Raw genomic sequence first — 22,623 nt, 5'->3', positions numbered from 1 at the left:
CCAGTTTCGTAGCGGTTCACCGCCCGCGAGCACGGCTTGCGCGCGAACGGTGGTGCGCGCCAGATTGCCGAGAAGAAACGATATGATTGCCAGTGCTCATCGTGCCAGCCGCTCCACGCGCTCCCGCCGGTTGTCGCTGATGCGCGGCGCATCCTGGCTGCCGCTGGCGGCGATGGCGTTGGTGTCCTACGCACCGAAGGCGCATGCGCAGGCGGTCAATCTTGGCGGCATGCAGGCGCGGATGCCCACAGCGCCGCAGGCGCGTGCCACGGTCCCCGCCGGCGTGCAGCGTCAGTCGCCCGGCAACAGCATCGTGACCGATGGCCAGACCGCGACCAATGTGCGCGTCAACGGCAGCACGACCACCATCACCACCCAGACGATGAGCGGCGGCAACGCGTTCAATTCGTTCAAGACGTTTTCGGCGGCCGAAGGCAACACCGTCAACCTGATCGTGCCCGATCAGGCCGGCAAGCTCGTCAACATCGTGCGCGAGGGCCAGGTTAATATCCAGGGCACGCTGAATTCGTATCAGAACGGCCGCATCGGCGGCAATGTGGTGTTCGCCGACAGCTACGGCCTCGTGGTCGGGGCACGCGGCAGCGTCAATGTCGGCAGCCTCACCGTCGTCACGCCGAACAACGCGACCATCGATGCGATGATCGTGAACGGCAAGGTCAATGACGGGCTTGTCGCGCGTGTGGTCACCGGCGACGTGCCGCTGTCGCCGGATGGGTCGGTAGTCATCAATGGCCGTGTCAATGCCACGCAATCGATCAAGATCACCGCGACTGATATCAAGATCGCAGGTTCGTTGCAGGCCGCACAACGCGCGGCGGAGCAGCGCGCGCAGTTCAACGCCACCGTCAATACCAAGGGCTGGAAGGGCGGCGGCCAGCTTGTCGCCCATGGCGGCAGCATTTCCATCAGCGGTGCCAATAGTGTGGCGATCTCCGGTACGGTGCGCGCCGGCGCCGGTCGCAGCGGCGCCGGCACGATTTCCGTTGCATCCGGTAAATCGGTCCATGTCACCGGTTCGCTCAAGGCCAACGGCGCTGCCGGCGTCAATGGCGGCAAGATCACCGTAACCTCGGGCGGCGATATCGCCATCGGCGGCACCGCAAAGATGAGCGTCGCGGGTGTCGGCAAGAATTCCAATGCCGGCGAGATCATCGCCAAGGCCGACAACAATCTTGCGGTGGCCGATGGCGCGAAGTTCAGCGCGGCGGCCGGCAGCACCGGCAATGGCGGCTTCGTCGAGCTCAGTGCGGTCAAGACGGTGGCGCTCGGCAAGATCGACGTCGATCTTGGTGCGAGCGCCGGCAAGGCCGGCACGCTGTTGATTGATCCGGATGAGCTGATTGTCGGCAATTTCGCGTCCGAAGATGCGGGGCACAAGCCGAACATCACGACCAACGGCGGTAGCGTTATCCTGGTCGCGGACAAGCTGATCACGATTGCCGCGGATGGCTTTATCGATACCACCGCGGCCAGCGGCTCCGGCGACGTCACGCTCACGGCACCGCACCTCGTCCTCCAGGGTGGTGCGAAAATCCTCGCCGGCTCGGTGGGCGGCGGCGCGGCCGGTACGGTGACATTGAACGCCATCGCGAAGAACGGCCTCGATGCCTCCGTGCTGATCGGCGATGCGTCCAACAAGCGGGCGGTGATCACGGCCGGCGATCTCAAGATCATTGCCGATGCCACTGCGGCCAATGCGACGCCTCAGGCTTCGGTGACCGTACAGAATGCGGACGTAACGCTGTCGGGCAAGTTTGATGTCGCAGCGTTGGCGACAGTGAACAAGTCCGCCAGTGTGCTCGGCATTAGCGATGTCGCTGCCACAATCGATGTGCTCAGCGGCGCCAAGATTGCCGCGGCTTCGGCGACGCTGGCCGCAAAGGCGACGACCACGCTGGAATCTACCATGTCCGGCAGTGCCGCTGCAGCGCTGGTGGATGTCACCAGCACCGCGCGTGCGCGCATCGGCGGCGATGCCGAGATGAAGGTCACCGGCGCGCTGAAACTCACCGCCGACAATATCGTCAGCAGCACCGCGAAGGCTGATGCCAGCAGCTCGTCTGCGGTCGGCGCAAGTGTCGCGGTCAATATCCTCAAGGTCGCCACGTCTGCGGTGATCACCGATACGGCGAAGATCGAGGCGGGCTCGCTGACGCTTGCGGCGACCTCCAGCGTCGTGGCCACCACCAGTGCAAAAGCCTCCGCCCAGGGCGGCAAGGAAGGCGACAGCAACAGCGACAAATATCTGACCGACGCAAAATACAAGGATCAGGCCGAGACCAGCGGTGGCAGCGTCAAGGCGGTGGGCGCGCTTGCCATCGCGGACGTGACCTCCACCACGCTGGCGCAGATGGCGTCCTCCACCCAAGCGGTGGTCACCGGCGCCACGGCGATCAAGAGCCTCACCGGCAATGCCTCCACCGTGATCGCCGATGGATCCAGCGCCAGCGGCAACAATGGTGTCGGTGTGGCCGTCGGCATCGGCCTGTCGCATATCTCGAACAAATCGCTGCTGGACCAGAAGATCCAGACCGGCGCGCTCGATGTCTCGGCGACCATGAGTGGCACCGCTGCCGACAATACATTCTCAGTGAGCGCAACGTCTGGCGCCGCGGCTAGCAATGTCGGCGTAGCCGGCGCACTGGCGACAAACCTGCTGGATTCCGAAAGCCTCGCCCGCATCGGCGGCGCCGTCGCGATCCTGAACAATAACCGCGTTTCGGTGACGGCGGGCGATCTCTCCACGGCGACAGCGCTGGCCGGTCCATCCGGCACCGGCGTGCAGGGAGCCAAGGTCGGCATCGGCGCCTCGGTGGCACTCAATATCGTTGCCACGCGGTCCACAGCGGAACTTGCCGATGGCTCTTCGCTCGCGGGCGCAGGAGCCGTCGCATTGAAGGCGAGCGGCGAGCACGCGATCGACACCAAGGCCGAGCAGGGCTCTGAAGGCGGTGTGTCGGTCACGCCCGCTTTGGCACTCACCATGGCCTCGGATCGCACGCGCGCATCGATCGGCCAGTTGACCAATGGGCTCATTACCGGCGGCGACATCAGCGTCGAGGCGACGCAGCTCACCACCGTGCTTACACAGGCGAGTGGCACGGCAGCCGGCGGCAAGGCCGGCATCGGCGCCGCACTGGCCGTTGCAGTGCTGGACGAGCAAACCCTCGCCACCACCTCGTCCAATATCAATAGCGGCGGCTCGGTCAGCTTCACCGCCAAGGGCGCAGCGCTTGCCGCGACGGCGGCTGTGGCCAGCGCCTCCGGCGGCAAGGAGGCCGATGCGAACGGCAATTCCACCGATGGCGACGCTTCTGCCGATGCCAAGATCGGCAAGGAGACTCAGCTTGCCAGCGGCAAGCAGGCCAGCGCCAATATCGGCAAGGATGGCCAGCAAGAGGCGACGAAGAAGGCCGCCGAAGGCGAGAATGGCCAGGGCAAGACCAGCGAAGGCTCGGTCGCAGTCGCCGCCGCCATCGGCGCCACGGTGCTGCAGTCGAATGTGAAGGCCTATGTCCCCGCCGCGATCGGAGTCACCGCCATAGGTGGACTGTCGATCACCTCGGTGTCCAATGCAGACGCGAAGACCACGGCCGATGGTTCGGCTGTCGGCAGCGATGATGCGACGGCCAAGGTCGGCATCGGTGTTGGCCTGTCCATCAATCTCGTGCGCACCAATAACGACGCATTGCTTGGCATCGGCTCGCCGCTGTCGTCCGGCCTAGCGGCGGCAGTTGCCGGCGTGACGGCCGGCCAGTATTCAGTTGCCTCGCTGGCGATGAAGGCAGCGCAGGACAATCTTGGCGTCACCGCGCCTGTGGTCACGGTGAAAAGCCCGGCGGCGGTGGATGCTGCCAAACAGGCCAAGCCGACCATCGCGGCAAATAGCGGTCAGCGCCTCAATGTGTTCGAGAGCAATGCCTCCGCGGGTGCCGGTGCGTCAAATGTCGGCTTTGCCGGCGCGGTGGCGCTTAATCTCGTCGATACGCAGAGCTCCGCTCAGGTGGGTGGTTCGGCGACCGTCCGCATCACCGGCCCCGCCGGTGCTATTTCCATCGTTAGCGACAATGAAAGCTCGACCATCGCGCGCGCGACGCCGGCCGGTGGTGGTGCCTCCGGTGACAAGGTTGGCGTCGGCGCCTCCGTGGCGCTCAATCTCGTTGCCACGCGCTCGACAGCCGAACTCATCGACAATGCGACGGTGACCGGCGCGGACTATGTGACGCTGCAGGCTTTTGGCGTGCACGGCGTCGTCACGCAGGCGGAGCAGGGCGCCAAGGGCGGCGTTGCCGTTACGCCGGTGATCGCCACGAGCCTGGTATCGGATCGCACCAAAGCGTCGATCGGCGCCCTGAATGGCGGCCTAGAGGCGCATGGCGACGTATCGGTTGAAGCCACGCAGCTGACGAGTGCGCTCACCCAGGCAAGCGGATCGGCCGCTGGCGGCAAGGCCGCCGTGGGCGCGGCGCTGGCTATCGCCATCCTCGACGAACAGACGATCGCAACCACGTCGTCGAGCATCAAGACTGCCGGCTCTGTGAGTTTTGCCGCAAATGGTGCGTCGCTCGCGGCCACAGCGGCGATTGCCAGCGCGCAAGGCGGTAACGGCACCGATGACAGCGGCAAATCGACCGACAAGGATGGTTCGGTCGATCAGAAGGTGCAGAAGCAGTCTGGCGACAGCGCCCAGCGTATGACCGACGCCAAGATCGGCGATGACAATCAGAAGTCCGCTATCGCGGCCGGCAAGACCAGCGCCGATGGCAAGGCCACGACCAGTGAGGGTGGTGTCGCCGTCGCGGCGGCCATTGCCGTCGATGTATCCATGGTCACGGTCAAGGCCTTCGTGCCGTCATCGGTGGGCGTGCAGGCCGGCGGAGCGCTGTCGGTTACGTCGATCTCGAATGTCGATGCCAAGACCAGCGCCGATGGTTCGGCCGGTGCCGCTTCAGGGAGCGGCTCGACACCCACCAAGGTCGGCGTCGGGGCCGCGGTGGCGGTGAATGTCGTCTCGGTGGACAACCGTGCCGAACTCGGCACAGCGGCAACGGCAACCACTGCCGGGCAGATCACCGGTGTGGCGGCCGGCAACTATGGCGCATCGGCGCTAAACGTTGCGGCATTGAAGACCGATCTCGGCACGCCGTCACCTGCTGTGGTCGGCGGCCCCACCATGCCGAAGGCAGCATCCGCTACTACGGCACTGGGGCGCCTCGATCAGATCGTTGCCGTGGCGAAATCGGGCGCCAGTGGTGCGAAGATCGGGATTGCCGGCTCGCTCGCCGTCAATGTGCTCACCAGCACAAGCAGTGCGAGCCTTGCGCCCAATGCGCATGTGGTCATTACACCGGTCGGTGCGATCGATGGCGTGACCATCGCCGCCGATAACGAAGCCTATGTGGCCGCGTCGGCGCTAGCCGCGCAGGACGGCAAGGATGCCAAGGTTGGTATCGGCGCCTCGGTGGGGCTCAACACGGTGCTGAACAGCAGCGAAGCGATTCTCGCGAAGGATGCCACCGTCACCGGCGCCAAGGCGGTGTCGGTGAAGGCCGACACGCGCCTCGACACCGACACGATGGCGGAAGCCGGCGCTAAAGGCGGCACTGCGCTCGATGCGGTGGTCGCTGTCACTGTGTTGCAGGAAAAGACGACCGCCGCGATCGAATCCGGTGCGCTGCTCAATGTCGGTGGCAATGTCTCGGTGAGCGCCGCGGGTGTCGGCTCGCACAGCGCGATCGCCTCGGGCTCCGCCACCGGCAACACCGCGATTGGCGGCGCGGTAGCGCTGATCACCGGCACTGGCCTGTTCAATCTCCTGTCCTCCGATGGCGGCCCTGTCACCACGGATACGACGGCGCGCGTCGCACGCGACATCACCACTACCGCAGGCACGAGCACAAATACCGGCAAGCTGGCGATCACCGCGGCGGGCACCCACAGCTATATGGCGTCGGCCACCGCCACCGCCAGCGGCGGCAGTGCTGCCGATACTGGTGCAGGAAGCGGCACCAATTCCACGAGTTCGAAGACGCTCGGCTCCGCGCCCGCCCAGGGCGCGATGGATCAGGAGCAGAAAGGCCTTCAGAAAGACGGCGCCGGCAATGCCGATAGCGGCGGCAAGCTGTCGGTCGCAGCGGCTCTTGGTGCGGCCATTGTCGGCGATAGCGTCAAGGCGCAGGTGGTCGATGGGCTGACGCTGACAGTCGCAGACGGTCTGCTGGTGAAGGCCGCCAGCAAGGATCAGGTGCAGGCGCTCGGTAGTGCCGCGTCGGTGTCCGAGAAGCAGGACAACGGCATCGGCGTCGGCGCCGCGCTGGCCATTGTCGGCAACACGACGACGGCCAGCATCGGCAAATCGGTCAAGGTCCATGCCGGCGGCGACATCACCGTGGCGGCGATCTCGGATGTCAATAACGGGCTCGGCGGTTTCACCGCGGAAGCCATGTCCGGCGCATCGGGCAAGAAGCTCGCAGTAGCGGGCGCGCTCGCCATCGGCATTTCGAATTCGAAGACCACGGCCAGCATCGGTGATCAGGTCACGATCGATGGCGTCGGAGCGGCCACCCATGCAGGCGCGCTCGAAGTCACGGCGCTGAACACCAGCGCGCTGACGGCGAAGGCTTGGTCGGGCAGCTATTCCACCGGCGGCACCGGCGTCGGTGCCTCGATCGCCGCGGTGATCTCCAACGACAGCTACAGGGCCAGCATCGGCAATGCGGCGACCATCAACGCGGCGAGCGTAGGCGTAAAGGCCACCAATGCGCGCGTCGATGATCTGTTCTCGTCGATCAAGGAACTGGTGAAAACCGGCTCCGCCGCGCTGGCCGACGTTAACAAGGATATGCAGGCACAGCTCGATAGCACCAAGACGCTGATCGGCGATATCGATAGCGCCGCCAAGGCGAAGGATGCCGTCGGCACCTTCAAGAACGATTTCGCCAAGCTGATCGCGACGGAGAAGACCAAGATTCTCGGTTCGCTGAAGGACATCGCGGATCAGGCGCGCGATCTGCCACTGCTCGGCAGCAACAATTTCTACACCGAAGTGGTGGCGGGCTCGGCGTCCACCGACAAGCTTGCGATTTCCGGCGGCTTTGCGCTGCAGATCATGCTGCAAGGGTCCAGCGCCTCGATCGGCAGCGGCGCGAAAATCGACACCACTGGCGCGGTGAGCGTGGCAGCTGCGGACAATGCGATTTCGCGCACGCTGGTCGGCGCGCTCGCAGGCTCCGGCGGCACCAATGCCGCCGGCATTTCGCTCGGCATCATCGTCAATTCCGGCAAGGTCGATGCTTTGATCGGCGCTGGCAGCCAGATTACAAATTCGGGCTCGATCGGCGTCGTTGCCGGTGCGGATCACAATATCGATCTGTTCGGAATCGCCGCAGGCGTCGCCAATTCCAACGGGATTGCCGGCATCCTCGGCGTCATCTATTCGAGTGCCGAGGTGACCGCGAAAACCGGCGCCGGGAGCGAGCTGACATCGGGTGGCCTCGTCAATGTCGCGGCCAGCAACACAGCCAATACACTCAATCTGGCCGGCGGCTTTGCCGGCGGCGGCAATAATGCCATCGGCGGCACGCTGATCAACACCACCGTGCGCAACAAGGCCATCGCGCATATTGAAACCAATTCTGGCAGCACCACCATCGTCGATGCCGGTTCGGTCAAGGTCTCCGCACAGACCAGCGAGCGGCTGATCGATGTCGCCATGGCCGGCGCTGCCGCGGGCTCCAATGCCATTGCGGGCGTGGCCACGCCGCTGCTCCAGTTCATCACCAGCGATGCGTCCATCGGCAATGGCGCGAAGATCACGGCCAAGACCGGCGATGTGTCGGTCAATGCGGCGGACAATACGCTGCTGGTCAATGTCGGCGGCGTCATTTCCATCGGCAGTAATAACGGCGTCGGCGGTGCGGCTGCGGTCAGCTTGATCAACAACACGATCTCGGCGTCCATCGGCGAACAAGCAGTTGTCGATGCCAAGGGCAGTGTGGAGGTGACGGCGAGCGACAAGGAGATCGTTGTCGATGCCGTCGTGTCCGGCTCGGGCGGTGGCAATGTCGGCGTCGCGGTGGCGCTCGCCTCGACGGTGCTGACAAACGATGTCAGCGCCACCATCGGCAAGAAAGCACAGATCACCACGACCGACAGCACCAGCACGGTGCGCGTCGCGGCCGAGGACTCGACGCTGGTCGTCGATCTCGCCGGCACCATCGGCGTCGGTGGCAATACCGGCGTTGGTGCCGGTGTCGATGCCAATGTGCTGCTCAAGCGCACCACGGCGCTGATCGCCGAACAGGCGATCATCCATTCGGGCGGCGACGTGATCGTGGAAGCCGCGAGCGCACAGAACACCTATTCGCTGGTGGCGGGCTTTGCGGCCGGCGGCGATGCCGGCGTGGCCGGCTCGGTCGGGTCCTTCACGCTCGACGGCAAGACGCTGGCCAGCGTCGCCGATGGCGCCGACATTCTCGCGCAGAACAATGTCGCCGTTCTCGCGCGCGACAGCAACGAACTCAACCGCCTGATCGGCAGCGTTGCCGTGGGCGGCAATGCCGGCGTCGGTGGCGCCATCGGCGTGTCGGTCGCGCTGCAGACCACCCAGGCCACCATCGGCAATGCGAGCGTCGAGGGCCTCGGCCGCTTCCGTGTGACGGATGTCGTCACCGGCATCAAGGGATCGTTCGTCGATTACGTGACGGATGCACTGTCGGTCATTCCCGGCGCGTCGTCGCTCACAAGCACGAACAAGTCCTTCGACGAGGTCAATCCCGTTACTGTTGTCGACGGTCTGCAAGCCGGTGCATCGCTAATCGGGCTGAAGCGCAACACCGAGCTCTTGACAACCGGCGTGCGTGGCGTGGCCGTATCGGCTGCCGCCACCGCCGAGTTCCGTTCGGTCGCGGTCAGCGGCTCGGCGGCGGGCACGGCCGGCGTTTCCATTTCGGGCGATCTTCCGGTGGTGATCAGCACCACGGAGGCCACCGTCGGCGGCGGTGCGCATATCAACAAGAGCGGCGTCGCAGCGGGCAATGCCGACCAGTCGGTTACCGTGGCGGCGAGCAGCGATCTCTATCATCTCGGCATTGCCGGCTCGGTCGCAGTGGGCGGCACCGCCGGCGTCGGCGCTGGCGCGCAGACGGCTATCTTCAAGAATAATACGACGGCGTCCATCGGTGTGGGTGCCACGGTCAATGCTGCGAACGATGTCGCGGTCACCGCGCGGGCGAGCGAGAACTATGCCGGCGCGGCCGTGAGCGTTGGCGCGGCGGGCACGGCCGGCGTCGCCGGAGGCCTCGCCGGCTTCGTCTCCACCAGCACCACCACAGCGCTGATCGACAGCGGCGCCACTGTCTTCGCGAACGGTAACGTCGTTGTTCTCGCTGACGACCAGACGCGTGCGGCCGTGACCGGCGGCACGCTCGCGGTGGGCATCGGCGGCGCCGGTGTCGGCATGGGCATTGGCTTCTCGGTTATCGTCAAGGACACCAGCGCCAGCATCGGTGCCGGTGCCAAGGTCACCGGCCTCGGCAAGGGTAGTGATCTCGACGAATATACCGGCACCGATTTCAGCAACACGCGGAAGGGCCGCGGGGTGCTGGTGCAGGCGAATTCGGGCCAGAGCGTCGCCGGCTTTGTGGTGGCGGGCGCGGGCGGTGCCTATGCAGGCGTCGCCGGCGCGGTCGCGGCCGAAGTGTTCGTCGATCAGACACGCGCGAGCATTGCGAGCGGTGCCGAGATCAACACGATCAATACCAACGCGAATGGCAATCAGGATGTCACCGTCACGGCGCGCAGCAGCACCGTGGTGTCGATGCAGGAAGCCGTGCTGGCTGGCGGCATCGCCGGGATTGGCGGCGCCGTCGATGTGGCTGTCATCGCCGATGCCACCAGCGCCTTCATAGGCGATGGCGCCATCGTCAATGCGGCGCGCGATGTCACCGTGAATGCGCTGAGCAACCGCCAGACCTCGTCCATCGTGGCGAGCGTGGCAGGCGGCGTCGCCGGTGTCGGTGCGGCGATCTCGGTACTGGCCATCGCCAATGGTCCGGATGCGGATCAAAGCGCGAAGATGAACAGCAATGGCTCGTTCAACGACAATGCCCAGCGGCAGCTATCGGACGACAGCATCGATAGCAAGTTCCTCTCGTCATCCACCAATAGCGACGTCAAGAAGGCGAGTGCAGACGCGCAAAAATACAAGGGCGCGCTGACCCTGCAGCAGACATTGCCGACCACGATTGCGCCGGGCAATTCGGCGACCATCGGCTCGGCGACGGTCAAGGCTGGCGGCAGCGTCAATGTGCGCGCCGTCGATGTCGTCGATTCCAAGATCGCCGATGGCGCGGTTGCGGCGGGCATCGGCGGCGGCGCCGGCATCGCGGTGGCCGTGGTCAATGTCAACAACACCGCGACCGTCACCAATGGCGCCGATATCGCCGCGGGTGCCATGGATGTTGTGGCGCTGTCGCAGCGCAAGATGGACGGCTATGGCGTCGCGGCCACCGCGGCCGGTGTCTCCGCCGCGCTGGTCAGCCTCACCGATGCGACCAAGACCGCAGCGACCATCACCGCGTCCACGGTGAAGGCCGATGGCGGCGTCCGCGTCCATGCGGAGAACAACGAGAAGATCATCATCGGCACGGCCACGCTGGCGCAGGGCGCCGCGGGCGGCCTCAATCTTGTCGTCCTCAAGCCGGATACCCAGGCGCGGATTGATGGCGGTTCGACTGTCGATGCGGCGCTTGAGAAAAACGGCACCGTCGAAGTCAGCTCGGCGAACAGCATCGACATCAATAGCGGCGCTGCGGGGATTGCGGCGGGTGGTGGCGGCGGTGTCGGCCTCACGGTTGTGACGGAACTCCCGACCACGATCGCTTTGGTCGATGCCGGCACCACGATCAATTCGGGTGTCTTGAGCAACAGCCAGGGTAACTTGGCGGCCGGCAATGTCGTCGTCAGCGCGACGACCACGGAGGCGATGCTGGGCCTTGCGGCCGGCGTGGCGCTCGGCGACGGACTTGGCGGTGCTGTCACCGTGTTGACCCGCAACGAGACCACCAAGGCCGAAGTCGCCGGAACGAAAACGACCTCGTCGGGAACGATCAAGGCGGCCGAGATCACGGCCACCGGCAATGTTGGTGTCATCGCCAATTCCACCGGTGAGGACAATCTGGCGCTCGGCGGCGGCGCCATCGGTCCCGCCGGCGGCGTCGGCGGCTCGATCGGCGTCACGGTGCTGAGCTCGACGGTCTCAGCAATGATCGGCGCTAACGCTGTGGTGACGGCGCTGGGCCTCGGCTCCAACAACGATTTTACATATATCAAGGCGTATCAGACCGGGTTCAGCGACTATATCTCAGGCGACAAGATCGGCGTGCCCCAGCTGAACGGCGTGTCTAATGGCAAGCAGTCGCTGACGCCGCTGACCACCGGCGACGTCAAGGATATCGGCTCCTATCTGCTGCTGAAGAAGGGCACCATCAACGCCACGACGGCGACGTCGCGCGGCGTGGTCGTCAATGCTGCGAAGGCGGATACCGTGCGTTCGGTGGTCGTCAGCGGTGCGGTCGGCGGTCTGGCCGGCGTCGGCCTGTCCGGTAATGTGCCGATCGTTCTCAACACCACCACAGCGACCATCGGCAGCAATGCCAAGATCAATCAGGATCCCACCAACGCCGGTACCGACCAGTCGGTCGTGGTGGCGGCCACCAGCGACACCTATTCGCTGAACGTCGTTGGCGCTGCGGGCGTCGGCGGCGCGGCAGGTGTCGGTGCCAGCATCAGCACGGCGGTCATCAACAATCTCACGACAGCGACCATCGGTAACGGCGCCGAGGTGGCGGCGAAAAAGGACATCTCGGTCACGGCGCTCGCGGCCGAAGATCTGGCCATGATCGCTGCGGCTGGTGCGGCCGGCGGCTATGCCGGCATTGCTGGTGGCCTGTCGCTGACCTCCATCGACAACATCACGCGTGCGCTGATCGACAGCAATGCCGTCGTCAAGGCCGGCAACAATGTCGTCGTCGTCGCCAGCGACAGCACGCGCGAGGCGACCTTCTCCGGCGGCATTGCACTGTCCAGCGGCGGCAGCGTCGGCGCCGCGGTGAGCGTCGGTCTGATCAAGAAGACCACCGAGGCCACCATTGCGTCCAATGCCAGGGTGACCGGCCTCGCCAATGGCAGCACCACCTTCAAGGCCCTCACCGGCGACGACCTCACGGCCACCCGCGATGGCCAGGGCGTGCTGGTCGATGCCGAGTCCGTCGAGAGCGCCTATATCTTCTCCGTCGGCGGCGGCGCCGGTGCCTTCGTGGCCGCGGCAGGTGCCATCACGGTCAATGTCTTCAACACCAACACCTTCGCGACGATCAATTCCGGTGCCATCATCAATGGCGACGGCACTGGCGCCAATCAGGATGTAGTGGTCACCGCCCGCGATCTCACGGGCATCGTCTCGCAGAATTACGGGGCCTCGCTGTCCGGTCTCGCCAGCCTTGCCGGCGCGGTCGATGTCGGCGTGCTGAACAGCAATGTCGGCGCCTCCATCGGCGACGGCGCCAATGTGAAGGCCGGCCGTGATGTCATCCTCACGGCGCTCGCCAATAAGGCGATCGATTCCTCCGCCATGAGCGCGGCGGTCTCGCTGGTGTCGTTGTCGGCCGGCGTCTCGGTCTATTCGATCGGCGACGGCTTTGCGCCGAACAGCGATGCAATGGGCCAGCTGAACACGACGGACGGGTCTGGCGGCGTCACCAACTTTGCCGGCAACAAATTGTCGGTGGGCAGCCAGCTGGGCGCCTCGGCCACCGGCACGGTCGCCGCCGCCAACAAGAAGAATGCGAGCGGCTCCGCCTCCACCACTGGTGCGAATGATGCCAATGCTGCGCTGACCGACAAGCTCGGCACGGTCAATGTCACCGGCCAGGTGACCAAGCCCAATGCCGCCGTTGCCGGCACCTCCGCCACCATCGGCAATGCCAATATCACCGCTGGCGGCACCGTTGCGCTCAACGGCCGCGATCAGGTCGGCTTCAATGCGCTGACCGGCACGCTGGCCGTGGGCGGCATCGGCGCCGGCGCGGGCGTCGGCATCCTCACCAATAGCAGCACCACGACGGCCACCATCACCGGCAGCGGTACCGGCACCATTGACGCGGCATCGGTGTCCGTTGCGGCGAATACGGTTCACGCCGCGACCGTCAAATCCTATGCCGGCAGTGCCGGCCTCGTCGCCGCGCTGCAGGCCGATGTCGCGATCATCAACGACAGTTCGGTCACGCGTGCCGGCATCACGAACTTCGCCATCAACATGACGAATGGCCTGTCCGCCGAGGCCAATGCGCAGCGCGCGCTCGATGCCCGCGCCGCCGGCCTCTCCATCGCCGGTCTCGGTGCCGCCGGTGTGTCGGTGGCCTCCGCCGTGGTGGGCGGCTCGGTCAACACCACGCTGGAAAACCTCACGGTCGATGGCGGTACATCGACTTCGGGCAAGGTCTCCGCCAAGGCGGCCTCGCGCGACACCGCCAATGCCGAAGCCAAGGCTGTCGCTGGCGGCATCGGCATTGCAGCCAATGGCGCGGACGCGACCGCCAAGGTCGAACTGCCAGTCCTGGTCACGATCAAGAACGACAGAATCACCACCGGCGGCGACGTCACGCTGAACGCCTATGCCGCCAACAGCGCCACCGCCAACGCCCAGGGCTTCGCGCTTGCGGGCGGCATTGCCGGTGGCGGCTCGGTTGCCACGGCCAGCCTGGCGCCGAATGTGAAGATCGATCTCACCGGCGGCAGCCTCACGGGCGGCTCGCTGAATGCCAATGCACAGGTGGAATCCGGCGGCGCCAAAGCGACGGCCGGCGGCACATCGGCGGCTATTTTCGCCGGCATCACCGCCACCTCCGCCAATGCCACCGATGCGTCGCAGGCGATCGCCAACGGCAATAGCGGCAAGATCGATGTCACCGGCGCGCTAACCTTCAACGCCAGCAACAAGAGCAAGGCCAGTGCCGGCGCGGATGGCCGCGCTTTCGGCATCGTCGCCGCGGGTGCCAACAACGCCAACGCCACGACCAATACGACCACCAGCACCACCTTCACCAATATGGTGTCGGTGCAAGGCGGCTCGGTCAGCCTCGCCGCGACCAGTAGCCACGACACCTCGGCGAGTTCGGCGACGGGCAGCGGCGGCCTGGTGGCCGGCGCGTCGTCCGATGCGCGCACCACATCGCTCGCGACCACTGTTGCGCAGATCGCCAACCCATCGGGATCTGGCAAGACGCTGGTGCAAGCGACTAGCGGCGCCTTGTCGCTTGCTGCGAGCCACACCGATGTGTTCTCCGGCACTGCCGACAGCTCCCAGGCAGCGGTGGCCGGCAAGACCGGCGCGCGGCTCACGCAATTCACCAACAGCACCGTGATCGCGGGCCTCGGCAACAATGTCACCGCCTATGCGCAGAACCTGAACATCGATGCGATGAATACGGTGCGGCGCTATTTCGTCTGCGAGACCGGCTGCAATGTCACCTCGGTCGATCAGATGGGCTGGGACGTCAAGGCCGGCGCAGGTGGCTTCCTTAACGCGGCGGCGGCAGTCGGCAGCACCGAGGTGCGGGCCACCACAATGGCCGGCATCGGCGAGAACAGCAGCGTTCACCTGTTGGCGCCGGCCACCGGCGTCAGCCTGGCCAAGATCAATGCCAGCAACGACATCATCGTTCATCAGAAGACGAAGGTCGACGCCCTCGGTGCGATCCAGCTGCCGCGCGGCGAGTCGAATGTCCTGGTTACGCCCAAGGCCAGCGTGACATTCGGTGACTCCAGCAGCCTCATCGTCGATGTCGGCGACGTAAAGGCAGCAGCCTGGAACAATGCCAATGTGGATGCGCGCACCAGCGTCACCACCGGCGGCCTTGCCGGCGCAGCCGAAGGTGCGGCGAACGCCACGGTCAATGCTATTGCAATGCTCTCCGTCGGCAGCAATGCGCAGGTCGAAGCCAGTAACGGTACCTCGCCATCAGATGGTTCGCTGCCGAAAAGCGGTACGGTCACGCTGCTGGCCGGCCGCAGCCAGCTCGATCAGGCGCAGGCGATGTCGGTCAACACAGTGGTCGATGTCTATAACGACACCGCGCTGCCTGTGAAGACCTCGCCGGATGCGGTCTCGACGCTGACCAGCGATGCCTCTCTCACCATTTTCGCCGTGCCTGACAGTAACGTCAGCCCCACGGCCGGCGTGCATGCCGCAGGCGATATCGCTCTGTTTGCCGACAAGGGCGTGTTGAGCGCGACCGCCGCCGGCACCGGCAAAGACATCTATCGCGAAGGCGCCAGCAAGTTCCTGTCCTTCTTCAGCAACCTGTTCGGCGGTGGCGACGTCACCCTCGATATCAAGGGCGGCAGCGCTTCCCAGACCGGCCAGAGCACGATGATCATCGACAGCCTCGTCGATACCGGCATCTCGCGCTCCAAGTCGCTGCTGATCACCTACAAGGACGGCTGCAGCTTCTCTGGCGGAAACCTGTGCATCGAGACATCGGGCAATATCGCCATTCCAGCTGCGAATATCGGCACCTTCCAGGCCGGCGGCGCGATCCTCGATCGGCTCGGCCAGATCGATTCGTTGATCGCGCTCTACGAGAAGGACACGATCGCCAAGGCTGCCTATCAGAGCGAGCGCGTGTTCCTGCAGGACAAGCTGGTGTCGCTCGGCCTTGCTTTCATGGATACCACCACGGATCCGAAAGGTGTCTTCACCCTGAAGAACGGCGTCACCGCGGGCGCGCCGGCTGGCAGCAATGCGGTGACGGTGAAGGCGCTCACCGATGCACTCGCCACGTTCCAGGGCGAGGTGACGACCAATATCGGCACCTATCTGACATCCGGATTGAGCAATGTGGCTCTGTCCTGGGATGGCAGCAAGCTCGACCCGAACTCGCTGACGGCGACGATCGATGCCACGGCTGCAAATTACGCGGTCAAGAAGAACGCCCAGTCTGCGCTTCTCAGCCTCGGTGGGCTTCTCAACTACGACACCCTGATGGGGGGCTCTGACCAAACCGCGCGGGATTTCCAGGGCAAGGTTTCGAGCATCGACTCGCTGCTGATCACCGGCAGCACGGCGTTAAAAAATGCGATTGATTCCCTTAAGGATGTGAAGAAGGCGGCGGACGATATCAACAATAGCGTCCGCGCCATCGTCAGCATCCAGAACGATGTCGCACAAGGCGCCAAGCCGTTCGACTCGGTCAGCTTCGATATCGCGACCGCGTTCAGCGGCGTCTCTACTGGCCAGAGCACGATCGTCCAGAGCAACAGCTCTCTGCTGACGTCGGTTAATGCCGTAAGGGACTCGGCGACGACAATCGGCAAGAACCTCACTGACATCCAAAATGCAGCGACGACGGGGACGACCGACGAAAAGACGCTGATCGCCACGCTCAATGTGGCATTGGCTGATGACAAGGCGAATCTGGGCAGCACCGGAGCCATCACCCGCGTCAACAACAGTGCGGACTACATCAAGACCCAGATCGATGGCGGCTCGCTGACCGGTATGGATTCCGGCGGCAACAAGACGACTACCACCGTCATCGGCATGGCGTCCCGCATCGCGGACTACAAGGCCGCGGTCATGACGCCCGCCTCGGGCAAGACCGTCGCCGCGTGGCAGACCGAGCTCAACGACAAGGCCAAGGCCGCAGCCGCCGGCACGCCGGGATCGGTTGGCAACAAGAGCACCTATATCGAGATCCCCGATGTCACGGTGCAGCTCGGCAACATCTATCTCGGCGCCGACACGATCAAGACCGGCGACGGCAAGACGACCGGCCCCGGCCAGCTCATCGCGCCGGGCGATGCGCAGATCAAGATCATCAACGAGACCGCGGCCACGCTGAAGCTCAACAATCTGAATATTCCGATCGCTAATTCCGGCCGGATCATCGTCAACAATGTCGAAGTGTCGTCGGCGGCGGGCATTTCCGCGGCCACCGGCAAGGCGGCCAATTTCGCGACCGGTAACGTCGTCACCTCGGGCGGCTTCAGCACGGGCCGCGTGACGATCGAAAGCAATTACAATCCGGAGAGCGATACCTACTACAATCCGCGAGACACCCAAAATAGAGACTATATCAAGACGCTGCAGATGGCGCCGGACATCATTCTGCAGACCGGAAAGATGATCAATAATCCGACCGGCGCGGTGGACATCACCAGCGCTGCCGGCAACATCTATATCCAGGGCAAGATCAATGCCGCCTCGATCTCCATCGTCGCCCGCAATGGTGATCTGGTGACGAGCTATGTGAACGGCTTCTATCATGTCGGCGGCGACCCGGCGAGCCAGACGCTGGTGCCAGGCGGCACCATCACGCCGGAAGGTCTGGTCCCGACCGGCCTCGGCATGATCGCCAATGGTCAGATCTTCCTGTCGGCGCGCTATCTCAACATCAACAGCACAGTGCAGAGCGGCATCGCCGAATGGCAGCTGACGCTCGAACAGACCACCAAGCTCGTCACCACGGACGCCGGCAAGATCACCGGCGTGAGCGGCCTCACTTCGACGACGGTATCCCAGAAGCTGGCTGAATATGGCCGTGCCGACAAAACCAAGAACCCGCCGACGACCTATGATTTCGTGGTCGATGCCAGCGATCCCAGCAAGAACATCACGCTCAATCTGGTCACGGGCCAGCTCAGCTTCTCGATCGCGACGGCGAACTATCTCGGCCTGAAGGAAACCTACAAATTCGCCGATACCGAAAGCGCGCGCAACAGCCAGGGCATCTACACCGCCCAGGTCGGCGCCAGCTATGACGCGGATGCCAAGCAGGTGGTGGTCGATGCCACCACCGTGCGCGGCGGCTATATCAAGATCTTCGGCCAGATCATCAATACGTCGCCAAACAGCGGCAGCCTGAATGTGCTGGACGGTTTCGGCACCATCAACATCACCAACAACATCAATGTTCCGGTGGTGCTCTCCACGCTGAATGCGGGCGCCGATCCGAAGGGGGACGGCCGCGGCACCGCGGGCAAGATCGATATCACCGATGTGCATCTGCATGCCGGCAATTCAGCCATCGTCGATGCCACGCATACGGTGATCACCCGGAATAACGGCCTCGTGAATATCGACCAGCAGCAGGGCATCATCGATGCGGTGACCGGCCAGTTCGTGCCGGGCGGCTTCGACAAAGACGGCAAATTTATCAAGGACCAGATCGATCCGCTCACAAGCCTGACCCAGATTACGGGCGATGGCACGCGCACGGCGGTCTACAATCCGATGCAGGGCCAGCGCTATATCTGGCAGACCGTGGCGGATTACACGATCACCAACGCCTTCGACGTGTCGGCGAACAATTCTTACACCAACGCCGATTCGGCGCTGGCTGGCCAAGCGCAATGGAGCGGCAGCGGCAAATCGCAAACGCCGTCCATGAACATGCTGCCGGGCGCCTATGTCTCGGTGGACAAGACGCGGCAGACGGTCCAGACCATCGACCCGAAGACGGGGCTCATCACCGGCGATACCACGACCAGCAGCGTGTCCAACAAGGATATCACGCTCCAGGAGGTCGTCGATACGCTGCTGATCGCCAAGGGCGACACCAAGCTGACCCAGACGGCGCTCACCAATAGCTGCAGCTGGACCTCGTCTTGCGACGACAAGAGCCAGACGTCCTTCTACACGCTGTCGTCCGATTACCGGCAGATCACCACGCATTCGCTGAAGGCCGATAACCAGATCAAGATCAACTTCATCGGTTCCGACAAGGGCACGATCAACGTCACCTCGGGCACCGACATCACTTTGCGCGGCAGCGTCACCAATGTGTCCGGTGACGTGTCGATCAAGGCGAACAACTCGTCCATCATCCAGGCTTCGACCGAGCCGACCATCACGGCGCAGTCGATCAAGCTCGAAGCGGGCAAGTCGATCGGCGGCGTGGCAGAGCAGGGCGGCTCGGCGATCGGCGCGCCGGTGTCTGTGATGCTCACCAGCTTCAAGGGCGTGCGCGGCCAGCTCGATGCGGTGGCCAATAATGGCGTCGTGTCGATCAAGACGCTGGGCGATCTCGTCATTGGCAAGGTCACGGCGGACAATGAAGTGGCCGGCAAGGGCAGCGTCACGCTGCTCGCCAATGGCAGCATCAGCGGCGCTTCGTCATCGTCGCTGATCCAGGCGGATCGCGTGGCGCTGACCTCGCTGACAGGCTCGATCGGCTCCGTGGTCAGCAATGTCGCGCTGCACGTCAATACCGGTTTCACCACCGATCAGTCGCAGCGTCCGTTCGGTGATCCGGCCACCACGCCTGCGAACCAGTTGCTGGCCTCTTACGGCCTCAGCGCCAGCGCGCTCGGCGATATCAATATCTACTCGACCGACTGGACTAGCAAATATACGACTGGCGGAAAGAACAGCGACGGCACCATCCTCGCTAATTCCATCGTGTCGGCCGGCGGCGACGTCAAGCTGAAGACCGCGGGGCAGGTCCTCGACGGCAATCCGGTGGAGCAGATCGACAAGCGCACTGCCGACCAGTTGATCGCCTATTGGGAATCGCTCGGCCTGATCAAGGGGCAGGGCACGCAGAACCAGGATCGCCAGAATGCCGCCATCGCTGCCTTCGAGCAGAGCCAGACTTTGGCCTATCGCCAATACTGGCAGCTTCGTCTCGGCCAGGCGGATAGTGGCGCGAGTTACGACCCAAGCTACCAAGTCACCTACAAGCCCGGCACTACGCTGTATCAGAGTCTGTCCGCCTATTATCGCAATATCGAGATCGTCAATAACGGCGGCGTCGAACCGGCCGATATCGCCACGCGCATCGCCAACGACATCGCCAATCAGGCGGCGGCAGACACGGCGCGCTATCGCGAGCTTAATGCGCAGGTCGGTTCGTTCACCACGAGCTACGACGCCGGTTACAGCTATGCCGCGTCGGCGGCGGACAAGACCAGCCTGACCCAGGGCGCCACCTGGAGTTCCACGGCGCTCGGCTTCCCGCTTAATGCCGGTGCGCTGAAGACCGTGACTAACACCAATCCGGTGCTGAAGGATCCGAACGTTTCCGGCCGCAACGTCACCATCCTTGCCGATCGTGGCATCGGTGAAACGATGATCGTCAACGGCAAGCCGGGCATTGTGGTGACCCCGGTCAACGATCCGGTGAAGGAGCTCAGCAATGCGCAGAAGATCGCACTTGCCACGGCGGAGCGCTCGGACCTGGTGATCACCATTGGTGGCCTGTCGCTGCCAACCAATGCGTCGGCGGCGCAGATCGCGGCCTATAATGCCGCGGTGGCGCTCGGGCTGAAAAACACGGCTGTCGATATTCCGGCGGGCCTCGACGAGGCTAACATGACCGCCGTGCAGCGCGCGGCGCTCGATGCGGCGGCAGCCGGCGTATTCGATCGCACCTCCACCTATCTCACGGTGCTGTCGAAGCGTCCGCTCAATGTGGCGAGCACCTCGAGCTTCAATGCCACGGTTACGGATCAGGTGACCACCACGGGCAATATCGACCAGGGGCAGGCCTTCATCGCGTCGCGCGGCAGCCTTGCGCTGGGCGAGATCGCGGTGCCCGGCGAGACCCGCATCAAGGCGCTGGGGACTTTGACCAATGCCGATCTCGCGTCGATCGATCCCGGCCGCGTGTCATCGATCAAGACCGGCAATATCGTGCTGGAATCCGCCTATAGTTCCATCGGCCTCGGCTCGCCGTTGCTGCTCAACCTGCAGCAGGGCGCGACCATCACAGCGCGCGCGCTCAATGCGGTTAATCTCTACGCCCTGCCGGGCAGTGTGAACGGCTCACCCGATGCGTTCATCGATACGGTCTATTCGCCGAACCGCGTGGATATCCGCGCCGCCGGTTCGATCTTCAATGCGAATAAGGATCGCCAGGTCAATGTGCTCGGCGCCAATATCGTGCTCACCGCCGAAAGCGGTTCCATCGGCACGCTCGGCAATGCGCTCAATGTCGGCACCTCGCCGGGTGGCACCATCCGCGCGACGGCCGATTTCGGCCTGATCAATCTCTACGGCGTCGCCGGTCTCAATTTCACCATCGGCGCGGCGCTGTCCGGCACCTCCACCACGCTGGTCGCCGCCAATGACGGCACCATTGCCGGCCCGGTCACCGCCGGCACCGATATTCTGATGTCGGCCGGCCAGCGCTGGGTGATTACCGCCAGCGGCAATGTTATCTCCGCCGCCGGCGATATCGATGTCGCCGCCGATACGCTGAAGATGCTGCGCGGCGCACGGGTCACGGCGCAGCTCGGCTCGGTGCGCGTCGATACCGTGCATAATGCGCTGGTCAGCGGCATCGTCGCCGGCAGCGGCAGTGCGACCGCCATCGACATCACCGCCGGCGGCCATGTCATTGGCGGTGAGAATCCGGACCGGCTGGTGGATCTCACGACCACCGCGGCCGGCGCGGGCATCCGCATCGTCTCTGCGCTCGGCGTCGGCGATGTCACCCAGGCCGATCGCTATGCGGTGGACCAGAAGGGCATGCCCGTCGGCAGCGCCAATCTGATCACCAATCTCGCCAATCCGCTGCGCATCCGCACCAACGCCATCGATGCCTCGGCCACGGTCGGCGACATCAACCTGGTCACGCTCGCCAGCATCAATGCGGGTTCCGTCGTCACCGGCAATGGCAGCATCGATGTGGATGCGCAGCAGGATTTCCGCGTCTCCAACCTCACCGCCCTGCATGGCGATATCCTCGTCACCGCGGTCGGCGCACTCGCCTCCGCCAATGTGCTGGCGACGCGCGATAGCGCCGATAATCGCGGCCATGTCGATCTCAGCGCCGGTGCGGATATCGATATCGGAACCTCGCGCTCGGCCAGCCTGTTCGCGCAGACGCCGGCCGCGGCCCGGTTCCGCGATGCCACGGTCGATAATCCCTTCACCATCGCTGCGCAGGTGACGGAGATCGATGCGCTGCATGCCAGCGGCTACAAGTCGACGCCGCTGATCTTCACGCTGACCGGTTATCGCGGCGGCGTTGGCGAACGCGCCCGCGTCTATGTGGATGCCCCCATGGGCGTCGTGATGCCGCTACTGCGCGAGAACGAGGCGGACATCCGCACCAACGCGCTCGATTACGCCATGCCCGATGCCTATATCGGCCGCTGGATGAAGTTCACCGCGCCGTTGGCAGTGGTCTGGGCCGATAATCGCACGCCGAAGCCGGTGCTCGGTTTCGACGTGCAGCTGTTCCAGCCGTCGAAGCAGTTCTACATGTTCCAGAACGGTGTCCGCACCTTCACCAATGCGGCGGTCGTTCAATATAGCGAGCGCGCAGAGGTCATCGAATGGCGTAACGGCCTGACCATGCCGGGCGGCAGCATGGTGCGCGACTTCGATCGCATCGGTACTTTCACCGGCGTCGGCTCGGTTCTGCTGCGTGATGACTCGCCCGATTATAGCGGCGCGTTCTTCCGCGGTGATGCGTTCGTGCACTTCATGGAAGCCTTGCGCGATCGTCGTGTGCGCAGGCCGATCAAGGGGCCTGTTGTCAATCTGAAAGGCCTTGCATCCACAACATCTCTCGGCGATTGATGTGAATCAAACGT

Annotated in this window: 1 protein-coding gene; it reads left to right on the top strand. The window is 64.3% G+C overall.

Translation table 11 applies throughout. From position 1 onward, the window contains the following. Nucleotides 1–82 precede the first annotated feature (82 nt). On the top strand, nt 83–22,609 hold the full coding sequence (locus AC1RQ5_RS24340) for a leukotoxin LktA family filamentous adhesin (RefSeq protein ID WP_493202395.1): 22,527 nt from the start codon (nt 83–85) through the stop codon (nt 22,607–22,609). Nucleotides 22,610–22,623: the final 14 nt, after the last annotated feature.

The organism is Tardiphaga sp. GW821-FHT12E02 (assembly GCF_058807155.1).
This window is presented reverse-complemented; position numbering and strand designations above follow the sequence as displayed.